Annotated in this window: 15 protein-coding genes; 5 read left to right on the top strand and 10 right to left on the bottom strand. The window is 61.2% G+C overall.

Annotated elements, in window-relative coordinates; all coding sequences use genetic code 11:
- Window positions 1–144: 144 nt before the first annotated feature.
- The 8 genes from LQE90_RS07775 to LQE90_RS07740 all read right to left on the bottom strand — a co-directional run bounded on the left by LQE90_RS07775 (window position 145) and on the right by LQE90_RS07740 (window position 9,315).
- Window positions 145–972 carry a biotin--[acetyl-CoA-carboxylase] ligase gene (locus LQE90_RS07775; protein WP_216529353.1) on the bottom strand — a complete coding sequence of 276 codons (828 nt, stop codon included), beginning with the start codon at window positions 970–972 and terminating at the stop codon, window positions 145–147.
- Window positions 969–2,276 carry a dihydropteroate synthase gene (folP, locus tag LQE90_RS07770; RefSeq protein ID WP_216529352.1) on the bottom strand — a complete coding sequence of 436 codons (1,308 nt, stop codon included), beginning with the start codon at window positions 2,274–2,276 and terminating at the stop codon, window positions 969–971. Before folP ends, LQE90_RS07775 begins: the two co-directional genes overlap by 4 nt.
- The gene (ftsH, locus tag LQE90_RS07765; protein ID WP_114567280.1) at window positions 2,273–4,531 is read right to left on the bottom strand and encodes an ATP-dependent zinc metalloprotease FtsH; all 2,259 of its coding nucleotides are present in this window, start codon (window positions 4,529–4,531) and stop codon (window positions 2,273–2,275) included. Before ftsH ends, folP begins: the two co-directional genes overlap by 4 nt.
- Before the next feature lie 17 nt (window positions 4,532–4,548).
- Window positions 4,549–5,091 carry a hypoxanthine phosphoribosyltransferase gene (gene hpt / locus LQE90_RS07760; RefSeq protein WP_114567332.1) on the bottom strand — a complete coding sequence of 181 codons (543 nt, stop codon included), beginning with the start codon at window positions 5,089–5,091 and terminating at the stop codon, window positions 4,549–4,551.
- 221 nt (window positions 5,092–5,312) lie between these two features.
- On the bottom strand, window positions 5,313–6,017 hold the full coding sequence (locus tag LQE90_RS07755) for a Maf family protein (RefSeq protein WP_216529351.1): 705 nt from the start codon (window positions 6,015–6,017) through the stop codon (window positions 5,313–5,315).
- An 86-nt stretch (window positions 6,018–6,103) separates the two neighbouring features.
- Window positions 6,104–7,222, bottom strand: a complete 1,119-nt coding sequence (tilS, locus tag LQE90_RS07750) for a tRNA lysidine(34) synthetase TilS (RefSeq protein ID WP_231088254.1) — start codon at window positions 7,220–7,222, stop codon at window positions 6,104–6,106.
- 124 nt (window positions 7,223–7,346) lie between these two features.
- Entirely contained in the window at window positions 7,347–8,645 is a 1,299-nt protein-coding gene (gene rlmD / locus LQE90_RS07745; RefSeq protein ID WP_225749738.1) for a 23S rRNA (uracil(1939)-C(5))-methyltransferase RlmD, read from the bottom strand.
- Between the two features lie 16 nt (window positions 8,646–8,661).
- Window positions 8,662–9,315, bottom strand: a complete 654-nt coding sequence (locus tag LQE90_RS07740; protein WP_216529349.1) for a GntR family transcriptional regulator — start codon at window positions 9,313–9,315, stop codon at window positions 8,662–8,664.
- A gap of 343 nt (window positions 9,316–9,658) precedes the next feature.
- Between LQE90_RS07740 and LQE90_RS07735 the strand changes: the two genes are divergently transcribed.
- From LQE90_RS07735 to LQE90_RS07720, 4 genes are all read left to right on the top strand, one after another.
- A complete protein-coding gene (locus tag LQE90_RS07735) occupies window positions 9,659–10,435 on the top strand; it encodes a dimethylarginine dimethylaminohydrolase family protein (RefSeq protein ID WP_114567286.1) in 777 nt (258 codons plus the stop codon).
- Between the two features lie 181 nt (window positions 10,436–10,616).
- Window positions 10,617–10,988: a phage holin family protein gene (locus LQE90_RS07730; RefSeq protein ID WP_114567287.1), complete on the top strand. Its 372-nt coding sequence runs from the start codon at window positions 10,617–10,619 to the stop codon at window positions 10,986–10,988.
- 230 nt (window positions 10,989–11,218) lie between these two features.
- Entirely contained in the window at window positions 11,219–11,689 is a 471-nt protein-coding gene (locus LQE90_RS07725; protein ID WP_114567288.1) for a CidA/LrgA family protein, read from the top strand.
- A gap of 3 nt (window positions 11,690–11,692) precedes the next feature.
- Window positions 11,693–12,382 (top strand): LrgB family protein, encoded by a 690-nt coding sequence (locus LQE90_RS07720; RefSeq protein ID WP_216529348.1) that lies wholly within the window; start codon window positions 11,693–11,695, stop codon window positions 12,380–12,382.
- A 35-nt stretch (window positions 12,383–12,417) separates the two neighbouring features.
- On the opposite strand, the gene LQE90_RS07715 is transcribed toward LQE90_RS07720, so the two are convergent.
- Window positions 12,418–13,605 carry an iron-containing alcohol dehydrogenase gene (locus LQE90_RS07715; RefSeq protein ID WP_216529415.1) on the bottom strand — a complete coding sequence of 396 codons (1,188 nt, stop codon included), beginning with the start codon at window positions 13,603–13,605 and terminating at the stop codon, window positions 12,418–12,420.
- Window positions 13,606–13,732: 127 nt separating this feature from the next.
- Between LQE90_RS07715 and LQE90_RS07710 the strand changes: the two genes are divergently transcribed.
- Window positions 13,733–14,278 carry a hypothetical protein gene (locus LQE90_RS07710; protein ID WP_114567290.1) on the top strand — a complete coding sequence of 182 codons (546 nt, stop codon included), beginning with the start codon at window positions 13,733–13,735 and terminating at the stop codon, window positions 14,276–14,278.
- Between the two features lie 75 nt (window positions 14,279–14,353).
- On the opposite strand, the gene LQE90_RS07705 is transcribed toward LQE90_RS07710, so the two are convergent.
- A complete protein-coding gene (locus LQE90_RS07705; protein WP_114567334.1) occupies window positions 14,354–15,148 on the bottom strand; it encodes a ZIP family metal transporter in 795 nt (264 codons plus the stop codon).
- Between the last annotated feature and the right edge of the window lie 311 nt (window positions 15,149–15,459).

Raw genomic sequence — 15,459 nt, 5'->3', positions numbered from 1 at the left:
CGCGGAACGCGCGAAGGACCCAACGGCCTCAATGTCCCGGCGCCATCCATATTGTCGCCCGAAACGTACGGTTTTCGAGCAGAAAGCGTACGTTTCGGGCGACAATGCGCTTGCGACGCCGCAATCGCCGCTGCAAGGGCGACCCTACGCGATATGGGCTTCGCCCGAAGTGACGGGGGTTTCCAGGCCGGCGTCGTCGCACAACACGAGCCGGCCGAAAGAATCAACCCGCGCAACCGTCCCTTCCGCGATAAGCGTCCCTTCTCGATCAACCAGGCGCACCTGCTTGCCCGAAAGAAGCGCATGCTCGTTGTACTCGCCAGCAAGCGGCTCGAATCCATCGCGCGTCCATAGCTGGTAGAGCAGGGAAAACTCGATTGCGATTGCATCGAACACGCAGTCGAGCGCATCCGTGGGATCCTCGTGCGCCAACGCTGAAACAATGTCGGCAACGTACGCGGGTACGTTCTTGCCCCCCACTTCGGCGCGCTCGACCGGCGGAATGACGTTCACGCCCGTTCCCACGCACACCCCGCCCGCATGCGCCTCCAGCGAGATGCCGCACAGTTTCTTGAACGTCGAACGGTCCATCGCGATCGGCGTCGCAGAGGGCGCCGAGCTAGCGCAGGAAGCCGTCGTCGATACCAGCACCACGTCGTTTGGCCACTTGATCGCTACAGCTTGAACCGCGTCAGGCGAAAGGCCAGCCAACGCCCGGCGAACGGCCATCGACACGACCAGGCTCAAGGTCGGCAGCGTGAATGCAGGAACCTCGGGACGAAGCAGCCACGAGCAGTACAGCCCGCCCTCGGGGCTGACCCACGTACGGCCCTGCCGACCGTAGCCGCCCGTCTGCACGCGAGCGCGCACCACCAGGCCTTCGCCCTCGCCCGCCTCAAGCGCCTGTTTCACCTCGTCGTTCGTCGAAGCGACACGATCAAGGTCGCGCACGCGAAGCGTCAGCTGGCTCACAACCGGGCGGCCTTCCCCACTGTTACGCCTTCGTCCGTCACCACAACGTCGTTAGCCAGCACATGACCGGGATGCAGTTCCAGGAGCGGCTTCACGGTGAAATCGCGCTCGAGCAAACGAGGATGGGGCAACGTGAGCACTTCCGAATCAACCACGTACAACTGATAGTCCAGAATGTCGAGGTCGCACGTCCGCGGACCGTTCTCGATCTGGCGCACGCGGCCCAGGCTGTTCTCGATCGCCTGCAGGTAGCCCAACAGTTCTTTCGGGGCAATTCCGGTTCGCAGCAGCACCACGGCGTTCACGAACACGTCCTGGTCAAGGTAGTAGGCCGGCTCGCTTTCGTAAAAGCTCGATATGTCGATGATTTGCGTGTCGGGCAGCGAGCACATCTCGGTGATAGCCTGATTGAGCATGGCGATCTTGCCCTCGCGCTCCTCGCCCGGGCTTGCCACCAAGGGCACGTTGCAGCCCAGCCCGATCAGCGCGTACGGACGCAGGTCCTTGAGCGCTTCCACGGTAGCTTTCACGTTATGCGCACGAACCACGCTCGCACCTAGCTCGCAAGCCATGAGCGCCTCAGCAGCGGACACGGCGTCACGATCGGCAGGGTTTTCGATGCCGTACGCATATCCAAGGAAGCTCTTGCGAGAAACCGCCACCATCACGGGGTAGCCCAAGCGCGCCAGCTCCTGGAAATTGCGCACCAGCTCCAGCGTCTGTTGCGGCGTTTTCCCAAATCCGGGACCAGGATCAAGGCATATACGGTCGCGCGCGATGCCCTTGGCCTCCAGCATGGCCGCTTGATCGCGCAGCCAGTCGCGCACCTCAACCACGACATCTCGATACGTGGGGTCGTCCTGCATGGTGGCAGGTTCGCCCTGCATGTGCATGACCACCAGCCCGCACGTGCTTTCGCTCACGGCCTCCACCATAGCCGGATCGGTGAATCCCGACACGTCGTTGACGATGGCCGCACCCGCCTCCAGGCACGCGCGAGCCACGGCCGCATGTCGCGTGTCGATGCTCACGCACACGCCCTCGGATGCAAGCGCGCGCACCACGGGCAGCACGCGGGCAATCTCCTGAGCCTCGGACACGGGCTGCGCGCCCGGGCGCGTGGACTCGCCGCCCACGTCGATAATGCGGGCCCCTTCGTCCATCATGCGTCGCGCATGAGCCAGCGCCTCCTCGGGCGCATCGTGCATACCGCCGTCCGAAAAGGAGTCGGGGGTAACGTTGAGGATGCCCATCACGATGGGCATCCTGGTATCAAACGTATAGTCAGCGCAACGCCACATCATCGTGCGGTTCCGTCGCCTTTCTCATCGTTGGACTGGGGCTGACCCGCAGAAGCGTCAGACGGCGCAGGAGCAGCGGGGTCGTTCGAAGGCGCAGCGGGCGCCACCGCATCCGGCGCAGCGGGCGCGCGGAACGGCGGGTTCGGATCCTGATCGCCCGGCTCGATCGGCTCTTCCTTCCAATTGGGGTCGGCAAGCTTCTCGTCACGCTCGCGCGCGGCGCGCTCCTCCGCCTCCTTCTTGGCGATGATCTCGTCCTCGTGCTTCAGGTATTCGTCCCACGTGTTGTCCAGCAAGGCCAAGCACGCCTCGCCCTCCACGGTTTCGCGCTCCAGCAGCACGTTGGCCATCAGGTCCATCTGCTCGCGATGGCTCACCAGAATGTCGTACGCCCGATCGTGCGCTTCCTTCATGATGCGCGCAACCTCGTCGTCGATGCGGCGCGCCGTTTCCTCGGAGTAATCCTGCGTGTTGCCGTAGTCGCGGCCCAGGAACACCTCGTGATTGGGCTGGCCGAACACCTGCGTGCCCAGCTCGGTGCTCATGCCGTACTGCGTCACAATGGCGCGCGCCATCTTGGTAGCACGCTCAAGATCGTTCGAAGCGCCCGTGGTGATGTCGTCGCAGAAGATCTCCTCCGCCACGCGACCGCCCATGAACACGGCCAGCTCGTCGCGCATCTCGCCCAGCGAGTTGAGCACCTTGTCCTCCTTGGGAATGGACAACGTGTAGCCCAGCGCGCGGCCGCGCGAAATGATCGATATCTTATGCACGGGATCGGCATGGGGCAGCAGGTGTCCCACCAGGGCGTGTCCGCTCTCGTGGTACGCGATGGTGTGCTTCGTGCGCTCGTCCAACACGCGACCCTTGCGCTCGGGACCTGCGATAACACGCTCCATCGACTCGCTGACTTCCTGCTGGGTGATGATCTTCTTGCCACGGCGGGCGGTCAGCAGCGCAGACTCGTTCATAAGGTTGGAAAGATCCGCACCGGTAAAGCCGGGGGTGAGCTTCGCCACCTTTGCCAGGTCGACGTCGCTGCCCAAAGGCTTGTCCTTGGAGTGAACCTGCAGGATGCGCTCGCGACCCTTGACGTCGGGCGCGTCCACCACAATCTGGCGATCGAAACGGCCGGGGCGCAGCAAGGCGGGATCGAGCACGTCGGCACGGTTGGTCGCCGCGATCAGCACCACGGAATCATTGGCCTCGAAACCGTCCATCTCCACCAGCAACTGGTTGAGCGTTTGCTCGCGCTCATCGTGACCGCCGCCCAAACCGGTGCCGCGCTGACGGCCCACGGCGTCGATCTCGTCGATGAAGATAATGGAAGGGGAAGCTTCCTTCGCCTGCTGGAACAGGTCGCGCACGCGGGACGCGCCCACGCCCACGAACATCTCGACGAAGTCCGAGCCGGAAATGCTGAAGAACGGAACGCCCGCTTCGCCAGCGACGGCGCGCGCCAACAGCGTCTTGCCGGTGCCCGGAGGGCCCACCAGCAGGCAGCCGCGCGGAATCTTCGCGCCCATGGACTGGTACTTGGCGGGATTCGCCAGGAAGTCCTTGATTTCCTGCATCTCCTCTACAGCCTCGTCCACGCCGGCAACGTCGGAGAATTTGACGTCGGGGCGCTCTTCGATGCTCTTCTTGGTTTTAGCCTTGCCGAAGCTCATCTGGGAGTTGTTCGCCTTCTGCATGGAATTGAAGAAGAAGAACAGCAGGCCGCCGATCAGGATGATGGGAAGCAGCGTGGACAGAATGCTGGCCCACGGGCTGGGCAATTGCACCTCGTACGGCACGTTCGGGTGAGCGGCCATCAGCTCGCCGATGGAGCCGCCTGCGTACGTGGACGTGAACTTATGCTCGCTGCCCAAGGTCACGGAACTCAAGTCGGACGTTCCCACGCCGCCCAAGGCCTTGCCCGTTTCAGGATTCTTGATGGTTGCCATCTTCGCGTTCAGCGCCTGGAAAGCCCCGTTGAACGCGTCGGCCGCAGTCGAGCCCGCGGTGATAGCCGGGTAGTACGTGCCGGACACCGTGTAGTCGCCCGCGTTGTACACCACCTTCGTCATGCGGTCCTGCTCGACGGCCTGAACGAACTCCGAGGTGATCAGGCGATCGGTAGGCATAGACCCCGACGTGGACATGTTCATGAACTGCTGCCCTACGAAAAAGGCAATGATCATGAACAGGATGACCGATATGACGGTCGTCCGAGGGTTCGGCTGCTGAAACTGTGATTGTTTGTTTTGCTGTGCCATAAAGCCTTGCTTTCGGGTTAGTAGATCTCCGGCTTCAAAACGCCGATGTAGGGAAGGTTGCGGTAACGCTCCGCGAAATCGAGCCCATAGCCTACGATAAACTCATCGGGACATTCAAAGCCAATATACTTGCAATCAATCTTCGCCTGCGCCGGCGTCTGCTTGCGCAGCAACGTCGCAACCTCGATGGAGGCAGGACCGCGCGACGACAGGTTCTTCAACAGGTACTTCAAAGTAAGGCCGGAATCGAGGATGTCTTCGGCCACGATAACGTGCCGCCCCTCGATTTCGGAGGAAAGGTCCTTGAGGATGCGCACCACGCCGGAGCTTTTCGCGCCGTTGCCGTACGACGAAATGGCCATGTAGTCCATCTCGAGCGGCAGCTCAATCGCACGAGCCAGATCCGCCATGAAAATTGCAGCGCCGCGCAGAACCGACACGAGCACGATGCCCTCGTCGGCGACCTTCGCGTAATCGTTCGTGATCGCCGCCCCGATTTCGCCCACGCGCCGGGCTAGATCGTCTTCGGTGAACAGGATCTCCGCAATGTCTTGATGCACGGTTTCGGCCTCTTCGTCGCTTTCCATTCGTATCCTTGACCGCCCATGCGCGAATGCGCATTACGTGAGCAAGGACGTCAACGCTTACCATGAGTTCGGTTAGTGTACCATTGCCCTCCAAGCAAAAGGAGACAATACGGTAACGCCGCCCCACATGCCACGATAATTACATTGTGCCGCAGGAACTGGGGCTTTATAAGCAACCGTCCGTCGTTGAAGCGCTAGGCGAGCGAAGTCTTCAAGTCCGGGAACTCTTCGAGCAAGCGCTTTACCGGCAAGCCGATAACCGTGTCGAGGTCGCCCTGCACGTGCTTCACAAGATCGGCTCCGGCTCCTTGGACGGCATACGCGCCAGCCTTGTCGAACGATTCGCCTTTGCGCAGGTACTCGACGATCTGGTCGTCGCTCAGCTCGTGAAACGTCACGGCAGCGCTGTCCACGAACGTGCGGAAGCCCAGCGATACCTGGTCGGGCTCGGGCGCGGCGACCAGCCATACGGATACGGCGGTGATCACTTCGTGCGTGGTGCCGGCCAGTCGACGCAGCATGCGCTTCGCGTCGGAAAGGCTCACGGGCTTCCCGAAAATCTCGCCCTCGCACACCACCATGGTGTCGGCGCCCAAAACGGCGGCCATGCCCGTGTAATCGCCCGACAGGACCTCTTGAACCACGGCTCCGGCTTTGCGCTCTGCCAGCTTTTTAGCCGCTTCGGGCGGGTCGGCAAGCAAATCGGGCTCCAACGTTTCGTCAACTTCGGACACGCGGACGGTGAATTCCACGCCTTCCCGTTCCAGCAGCTCGCGGCGTCGCGGCGACCCGCTGGCCAAAATGACGTCGACGGTGAGTGCAGGCTGGGTAGAAGGCGCAGCCGACTGAGCCTCGGCGCTTGCGGACTCTTGAGATGAGGTGTTCTGTTCGTTTTCCATGACGGGTATTGTACCACCTTGGCGAAGCGCACAAGAAAACGGCGCACTTCGCCAACAAGCCCGAATGGACGCAGGCGCGCGAGGCGCTAGACCCGCTTCCTTCGCGCACGAAACGCAGCCATGGGCTCTATGCGCACGCCCTGCTTGTTGGCGCTGATGGCCAAATCGCCCTGCACGTTGACCACGTACCCGCCCCTTGGGCGCGCTTCGCCCCATGCGGCCAGCACGGCGTCCACGGAAGCAGTCTCCACCCGCGCTTCGGGTCCCAGCATGTGATGCAAGATGCGCACCGCCACGCGACGAAGCAACGGAGCGGGCTGTTCGCCCAGCTCGGGAGCCAGAACGCAACCGGCGTCGAAATCGGGAGACTGCCCGGGAACATGCTCGATCCAGGACGCATGCTGCTCAACCAGATCGTCCACCAAGCTCTCGAGCATGTCGTCTTCGTCGGCGATCAGGTTCATGGTTCGGCACAGCACTTCCATGAGCTGGGTATTTCGCTCTTTCGCACGCGGCACGATCTCGTGGCGCACGTACGCGCGAAACCGGTCGGTATGGGCATTCGTGGCATCCTCGCGCCACAGCGCGCCCGAATCGTCGCGCGCCACCGGCAAGCCAGCCTGTGCACGGTCGTCCAAATACGCCCGAAGATCATCGCGCGTCGCGTCCAGCAACGGACGAACCACCGGCCCGTTTCGGTACCGCATCGCGCGAAAGCCGCCCGGCCCCGTACCCACGATGGACCTCATGTAGAAGCTCTCCACGCGGTCGTCGGCTGTGTGAGCCGTGAAAACACGCCCGTCCGCAAGCGGCGCGGACGCGTGCAGGCACAGGCTTTCGAGCGCTTCGTTCGCGGCAAGATAGCGCTCGCGCCGCGCGACGGCCTCCACGTTCTCGCCCGTGCGCTGCGCCTCGCGCGCTATATCGACCTCGCACAAGAACAGCGGCACGGCCAGAAGCTCGGCAAGCTCTTCCACGAACCGCGCGTCGGCATCGGCGTCTTCGCCCCTGAGCTTGTGATTCACGTGCAACATGGCAAGCGGGCCCACCAGCCCTTCGTCGTGCAGGTCGCGAGCCAAATATGCCAGCGCCGTCGAATCCGACCCCCCCGACACCATAAGAAGCACCGGGGCGTCCGGCTTCGCCAAGTCGCGCTCGGAAATGGCGGCAGCAATGCGCTGACGCAGGATGTTCGATTCGCTCACGTTCGCTCCCCTTCTCGCATATCCCGCCGATCGAACCCACTCGAAAGCGGCGAAGCCCAAACGGGGCCTTCAAGTCCAACAGGACGCCAAGCGTCTTGGCGATATCATACTCCTCCCCAAGGGCTCAGAAGCTGGAAGGGAGGTTTCTGTTTGCGGGAGCCACGATAAGAGCAATCGTCTCGATGTGATCGGTATGGGGGAACATGTCAACTGGCTGAACAACCTTGACCGTAAAGCCTCGGTCACGTAGAAACGCCAGGTCACGCACTTGAGTTGTAGGGTTGCAGGAAATGTAAACCATGCGTTTCGGGGCAAGCGCCACGGCAGCGTGCAAGAATTCCTCGCTCGCGCCGGCGCGCGGCGGATCCATCAGCAGCACGTCTACGCGCTGGCCGTCAGCCGCCTGCTCGCGCATGAAATCGCCCGCGTCGCCCACCACGAACCGGGCGTTTTCCACCCCGTTGTGCCGGGCGTTCTCGCGCGCGTCGCGAATGGCCGAAGCCACGCTGTCCACGCCCGTCACCTGCGCGGCGCCGTGCTTTGCCGCCACCAAACCAATGGTGCCCGTGCCGCAGTAGGCGTCGATGGCGCTCTCGCTGCCGGTGAATTCGGCCAGCTCGATGGCACGGCGGTACAAAACTTCAGTCTGAACTGCGTTGACCTGGTAAAACGACTGCGAAGAAATACGGAAGCTCAGTCCGCACAGCTTATCCAATATGAAGCCGGGGCCATAGAGCGTTTGCTCGCGCTGCCCCAAGATGACATTCGTCTGACGCTCGTTGACGTTCTGCACGACCGTCGTGACGCCGGGGCAGCGCTTGACCAAATCGCGGCAGAAATTCCGCGACGCCGGGAACTCCCGCCCGTTCGTTACCAGCGTAACCAGCACCTCTTCGCTTGTATGCCCCACGCGCACAATGGCATGGCGCAAAAACCCCACCCCTTTGTCTTCGTCGTAAGGCGTTATGCCGTAGCGCGGCATAAGATCGCGAATGGCCCGGATAATGCGTTTGGCCTGCTGGTTTTCCAGCAGGCAGGCATCGGTGGAAACGATGCGATGCGTACCTGCGGCATACATGCCGCACAAGATCTCGCGCCGGGGAGCTGCGCCCTTGCCGTTCTTGCCGCCTTTGCCGCTCTTGCCTCGACCTTCCTTCGAGCGATCGGCTTTTCCCTTGCCGCCCGGCGCAGGGAGCTTGCGACCGGGCGCGTACGGAGACGCCACCTTATTGCGGTAGTAATAGGGGTCTTCCATTCCCAAAATAGGCAGAAGCGCAGACGGATCGGCCACCTGCGCGAACAGCTTCGCAACCTGCGCATCTTTGGCAGCAAGCTGATCGGCGTACGCCACGCTGATATGCTGGCACGCACCGCACTGGCGCTCAACGGGGCATTCGGGATGCGGCACGGCATCTTCCAACACGCTTGCGCATGCGCCCTTACTGCCAAACGAGGAATTTTGCATTGTCGTCACTCCAATGAACATCGCGGATATAGCGTTGCAGGCGGGCACCGTCGCGGCTTTCGAACAAGCGCACGATTTCGGCATGCTCGTCGTTTGCCTGCCGCAAAAGGCCGTCCAAATCGGATTCGGCAACGCGGGCGTACTCGCGCTTCATGAAGCAGCGGTTCAACTGCCGGATAAGCTCCACCAAGCGAGCGTTTCCGCACTTCTCCATATAGCAGGCGTGAAAGTCGCGCTGAAGATCGTCGTATTTTTTATACAGGCGCTTCTCGATGGCCAGCTCCATCGAACCGTGCAGAAACTGCAGTTGGGCAAGGTCCTCGTCGGTCATGCGGTCCACCGCAAGCAGAGCCGCCCGCCCGTCTAAAGGCCCGATGACCTCGACAATCTCCCGAGCGCTGTCCTCGGTCACGCTTTTCACGTAAAACCCCTTGCGCGGAACGTTTTCAAGATAACCGTCGGAGGCAAGCTGAATGAGCGCCTCGCGCACCGGCGTACGGCTCACGCCTAGCGCCTCGCATATCTGCTGCTCGCTGATTTTGTGGTCGTCGGCCAGCGCACCGCCGTCAATAAGATCAACGATGTAGTCGTACACATGGCCCTTCAGCGACCGGTACTCGTTTGTCATGTAATCCGCCTGTCACGCTGCTGCACTGCATACCAATATATCATACGCGCAACCCTGCCCTCTGCGAAGAACAGGGCAAACGAGCCCTTAGACATTCCCGAAAACAGCCAGGCGCAAACGCCGGGGTGGCGACCTTTTTCACGCACGCCCGCTTCACGCGTGCTCGCTTGCTTTCCCCAAGATCGACCGGGCTTTGCACCGTCATGCCGTCCGAGCGCGTTGCCAAGGCGTCGTGTCCGGGCGGTAACTTTTTCCTTATACGCCTTGATTGTATACAATATCCAAGCTACAGTTTGCACCATAAGGAATACCGGCAGCACCGAACCGCGCGAAAGGATTCGCAATGACCAAGTTCACGAACGTCATCGTCCGCCGCCCCGCCAAATCGATGGTCGAAGGCATCACCTCCGCACCCGAGCTGGGCAAGCCCGACTACGAGCTGGCCTGCAAGCAGCATGACGACTACATTGCGGCCCTGAAGGAATGCGGCGTCGAGGTAACCGTCCTGCCCGCGCTCGAGCAGTTCCCCGACTCCTGCTTCGTCGAGGACCCGGCGGTCATCACGCGCAAGGGCGCCATCATCGCGAACCCTGGCGCCGCCAGCCGCAACGGCGAGAAAGACGAGATCGAGCCCGCTGTTCGCCAGTTCTTCGATGACGAGCACGTGAAGCACATCGTTGCCCCGGGCACGCTGGACGGCGGCGACGTCATGATGGTGGGCGACCACTTCTACGTGGGACGCTCCGCTCGCACCAATGAAGAGGGCATCCGCCAGTTCTTCGAGATCCTGGAAGGCTGGGGCCTCGAAGGCTCCGAAGTGCCGCTGGAATTCGTCCTGCACCTGAAGACGGGCGTGAACTACCTCGAGGACAACAACATGCTGGTGTCCGGCGAATTCGTGACGAAGCCCGACTTCGCTCAGTACAACAAGATCCAGATTCCCGAGGACGAGGCCTACGCCGCCAACTGCATCTGGGTGAACGGCACGGTCATCGTGCCCGAGGGCTACCCGACCGTTTTGGCAGCCGTGCAGGACGCGGGCTACCAGACGCTGACTGTCGACACGTCCGAGTACCGCAAGCTGGACGGCGGCCTGAGCTGCCTGTCGCTGCGCTTCTAACCCAACGCTCGCTTGATACGCAGGCCCGGCATGAGCATGCCGGGCCTGCGTGCAGATAAGCCCGCTCAAAACCGAAGGACAACGCCAGCGTAAGCGGTAACGGATCTATAACTCTTTTAAGAAGCATTCAGCGACGCACGGTATAGTAGTCTGCGAGACACCGTACGTGAAAGGACTTCCCATGAACTTCATCATCCGCTGGCTGGTCACCGCTATCGCCGTCGGCGTGGCCGTATGGCTGGTTCCCGGCATCGAGATCATCGGCGGCAACGAGGCATGGGTGGGAATCGCCATCTTCGGCTTGATGTTGGCGCTTGTCAACATCAGCATCAAACCGCTCATGCAGGTGCTGAGCCTTCCCATCACCGTCATCACGCTGGGCATCTTCTATCTGATCGTAAACACGTTTTTGCTGTACGTAGCCGCATGGCTTGCAAACGGCATCTTCCAAGTTGGGTTCGCCATTGCCACCTTCGGCAGCGCGTTCGTGGCATCCATCGTGATCAGCATCGTGTCGGGAATCATGAACTCCCTGGTAGGAGCCGACGACTAGAACGCCAAGCGCCCGCAAGCACCGCGTCTTTCGACGCTGCCCGACGGTCCCGATCGCCTTGTGCGAAAGGGATCGTTTTTCTATCTCCAGAAAGCCTCCATGGACAACCGAGCATTTCGCTTTATGATGGACAGGAACTAGCCGCTTCGCATTGATCCGATGCCCGCGGGCGCCGCACGTCGTCGTCGCGCGCGGGCATCGGATCCGCACATCACGTGAGGATCCGAACCATGGAGCACATCGAAGGCGTCTCTCGCGACGCCTCGGGACACGCGTCTACGTCCCCGAAAAACGCCGCATCATGGCGATCGAAAACCGGCGCCGCCGCAAAGCGCATCGCGAAAATTCTCGCCCAACTCGTCTTGCTTCTGGGCGTGTACGCCGCAGGCTGCGCGCTCGCCTCGGTACTTCCCATCACCCTGCCTGGAAACATCGTGGGCATGGTGCTGCTGCTGGCGCTTTTGGGAACGGGCCTCCTGAAAACGCGGCATGTCGGCGATGCGTGCACGTGCCTTATCGACAACATGTCGCTGTTCTTCATTCCCGCCGGAGTTGCCATCATGGGGTGCGTTTCTCTGCTGGAAGGAAACGTGGCGAAGTTTGCCCTGGTCTGCGTAGCAACAACCGTGCTGGTGTTTTTGGCTACGTCAGGAACCGTGGTGTTCGTATCGCGCCTGATGGATCGATGGGAAAAGAGGTAGAGCATGGCGCCGCTTATTCTCACGCTTATTGTGGGCACCGTGCTTTCCGTTGCGACGTTCAAGCTTTCGGTCCTGCTGTACCGCCGCGTTAACTCCCCGCTTCTCAATCCCCTCCTGGTCACGGTGGTATTCGTCATCGCCGTGCTGAGCATCTTTCGCATTCCTCTGGAATCCTACGAGGAAAGCGTCCGGGTGATCTCGTTCTTGCTGGGACCCGCAACCGTAGCGCTGGCATATTCGGTATACCAGCAGCGCCAGATCCTGAAGAAGCACTTCGCACCTATTTTCGCCGGCTGCTTGGTAGGTTCCATCGTTTCCATGGTCAGCGCGTACGGGTTGTGCAAACTGCTCGGTTTGGGCGACGACATGGCGCTTTCGTTCGTTCCCAAGTCGGTCACCACGCCCATCGCCATCGCCGTTTCCCAGCAGCTTGGAGGCATCACTTCCATCACGGTGGCGGCCGTTATCGTAACCGGCGTTCTGGGAGCCATATTCGCGCCGCTCATGACGCGCGTGTTCCGCGTGCGCAACCGCGTGGCACGCGGCGTGGCCATCGGAACCTGCGCACACGCCGTTGGCACCACCAAAGCTATCGAAATGGGAGAGCTCGAAGGCGCCATGAGCGGCGTGGCCATCGCGGTGGCGGGCCTGCTCACAACCGCCATCGTGATCGTAGCCAGCTGCTTCATGTAAGTCGGGGGCCGCATGCGGCCCCCGACAATCACATGCTATTCGTCGCCCGATGCAAAAGCGATGCGATAGACGGCCTTTGCGTCGTCCATGCTCAGCTTCTTGAAGCTGCCGAACGGCTCGCCCTTGTTCTCTTTGAGCGTGGGAATCAGCTTATCGATATCGGCTTCTTCAACGCCCAGCTCGTCCAAGGTCATCGGCATGCCCAACGACGCGAAGAACGAACGGGTTTCGTCGATAGCCGACAGAGCGTCGGCGGCCACATCTCCCGTGGGAGCCAGCCCGAACACCTCGCGCCCGTAGTAGGCGAAGCGAGCCGGGTTCGCGTCGTACACGAATTCCATCCAAGCCGGGAACATGACGGCCAAGCCCGCGCCGTGGGTAATCTCCGGATACAGTGCGGAAAGCTCGTGCTCCAAGCCGTGCGTTGCCCAGTCCTCATGCCGACCAACGCCCGCCAAACCCTGATGGCACAGCATGCCCGCCCACATGACGTTCGCACGCGCATCGTAATTGTCGGGATCGGCCAGAACACGCGGAGCCTCGGCGCGCACCGTCTTCATAAGCGACAAGCACAGATTGTCCGTCACCGGAACCGCGCCCACGTCGTCGAAGAAGCGCTCGAGCAAGTGGCAGAACATATCGGTGCAGCCGGCAGCCGTCTGGAACGGCGGCAAGGTGAACGTGAGCTCGGGGTTCATGAACGCAAGCTTCGGGCGCTGCGCGTTGTTCGCATACCCTGTTTTCATTTGCAACGCATCGTTCGAGACCACCGTGTTCTTCGACGCCTCGCTGCCAGCCGCCGGAATGGTCAGCACCACGGCAATGGGCAGCACGTCGTTCGTCGGCCGCTTCGACTCGAAGAAATCCCACACGTCGCCTTCGTAGCGCGCGCCCACCGCGATCGCCTTCGCCGAGTCAACAACCGACCCGCCGCCCACAGCCAGTACCCAATCCACCTCGTGCTGCTTGCATAGCGCTACGCCTTCGCGCACCAACGTGATTTCAGGGTTGGGACGAACGCCCCCCAACGTCACGTGCTCGATGCCGTGCGCCTCCAAAGACTCTTTGACGCGATCGATCAAGCCGCTGGCCAAAGCGCTTTTGCCGCCGAAATGCAGCAGCACCTTTCGGGCGCCACGTTCGGCCAACTTTGTCCCCACCTGCAGTTCTGCGTCTTTGCCGAATACGAAATGAGTCGGCGACACGAATTCAAAGTTCTCCATGACCATGACCAACTTTCTTTTGACTGAACCGTTACCGCGCCCCGAGCGCAGCAGGCTTGCCGCCTAGCGTACAATAGCAAGCATAGTACATACGCGTGTACCGTACACCGTTCGAAAGGAAATTGCCATGCCTAACTCTGATGCGAAAGTAGTTCGTGGGCTGAGCATTGCCGTCTTGATTCTGTCCATACTTGCCGTTGCCGGCTCCTTGCTGGTCATGATCTTTCTGGGCATCGGCGGCGTAGCGCTCAGCGATCCAAGCGTCGCGAGTTCCGCTGCTATCGAGATCGACAACGGCTCGGGGATAAGCGCGGACTCTCTGAGCGGCGACGAGGTCGTTGTCCTAGCCATGCTGAGCCTGGGCGTTCTCGGCATGTTCATGGGCTGGTTGATAATCTGCTCCATCGTTCCGTTGGTGGCGGCAATCCTGGGAATGCGCAACTACAACAACGTGGACAAACTGGGCGGAGCTTTCGGCTGGGCCATCGCAGGCGCCGTATTCTCGTTTTTGTGCGGCAACCTTATTACCATGGTGCTGCTTATCGTATCCGCCGTGTACATCAACAAGCTGAGGCGCGCGCCCATGGTGCCCTACGGCCAGGCGCAGCCCGTGTACGGTTACGCACAGCAGCCCGGAAACCAGCAGCAGCCTCCCACCCCTCCGGCGCAGTAGCGCAACCTTGTTCGAGATTCGCACATGAAAAAGCCCGCTTTGCTTGCGGGCTTTTTCATGCCTGTTCGCAGCGCCTTACCCCAGCGCCACGTCCAAGACCATCATGACCAAGAAGCCGGCCATCACGCCAAGGGTGCCGGCGTTGGAGTGGTCGCCCAGATGCGCCTCGGGTATGAGTTCCTCCACCACAACGTACATCATGGCGCCAGCCGAGAACGCCAGCATCCACGGCATGTACGGCGAGATAAGCCCCGCGAAAAGCACCACGAGAATGCCGAATACGGGTTCGGCCAGACCCGACAACGTACCCAGCGCAAACGCCTTCGGCGCGCTCATCCCCTCTTGCAGCATAGGCAGCGCCACGGCCGCCCCTTCGGGCACGTTTTGGATGCCGATGCCAATAGCCAGCGCTACAGCCATGCCGAACATTGCAGGATCGCCGCCGTTCTGCGCCGCCATGGCAAACAGCAAGCCCACGCTCATGCCCTCGGGAATGTTATGCAAGGTTACCGCCGTGAACAGCAGCGTGGGTCGATTCCATTTGCTGGGCAAGCCTTCGGGCTTGCTGTCTCCTGGATGCAGATGAGGCAGCAGTTGATGCAGCGCCATAAGAAACGCCACGCCCAAAGCGAATCCGCCAGCTGCGGGGATCCATCCGATCTGGCCCGCTTCCTCAGCGCGCTCGATAGCCGGAATGAGCAGCGACCATACTGAAGCCGCGATCATAACGCCCGCGGCGAACCCCAAGAAGATGCGCTGGAACAGCAGGCTGTCGCGCTTTCGGAACAGGAAAACCGAAGCGGCGCCCAACGTGGTCATGAGAAACGTGAATCCGGTACCGGCGGCGGCCCAAAGCAAAGCCTGTTGCAACTTGTACTTCCTTTCGATCATTTCGCAGAACCATTACCGTACACCTTACCGCATACCCAGAAAACCCCCTCTACCTATTTGGCACACGATTGTGGGGCTTCCGAGGGCTGGACGATCGGAAAGCAAACCGTAACGCTTTGCTTTCGAGAGCCGCAAACAGGGGAATACGTAATGAGGCCGGGGGTTGCGCCCCGGCCTCATCGAAAGGAATACCGACAGTATCGCTTGGCTTTTGCTGCTTTTCCTACTAGCCCATCGCTTTCACGATGTCCGCAATAATAACCGCACGAGACTGTTTACTTGGCGAAGAT

Origin of the sequence: Paraeggerthella hominis, from assembly GCF_021044775.1 — a bacterium.
GTDB lineage: Bacteria > Actinomycetota > Coriobacteriia > Coriobacteriales > Eggerthellaceae > Paraeggerthella > Paraeggerthella hominis.
The sequence above is the reverse complement of the archived record's forward strand: the minus strand, read 5'-3'. Positions and strand labels throughout refer to the sequence as shown.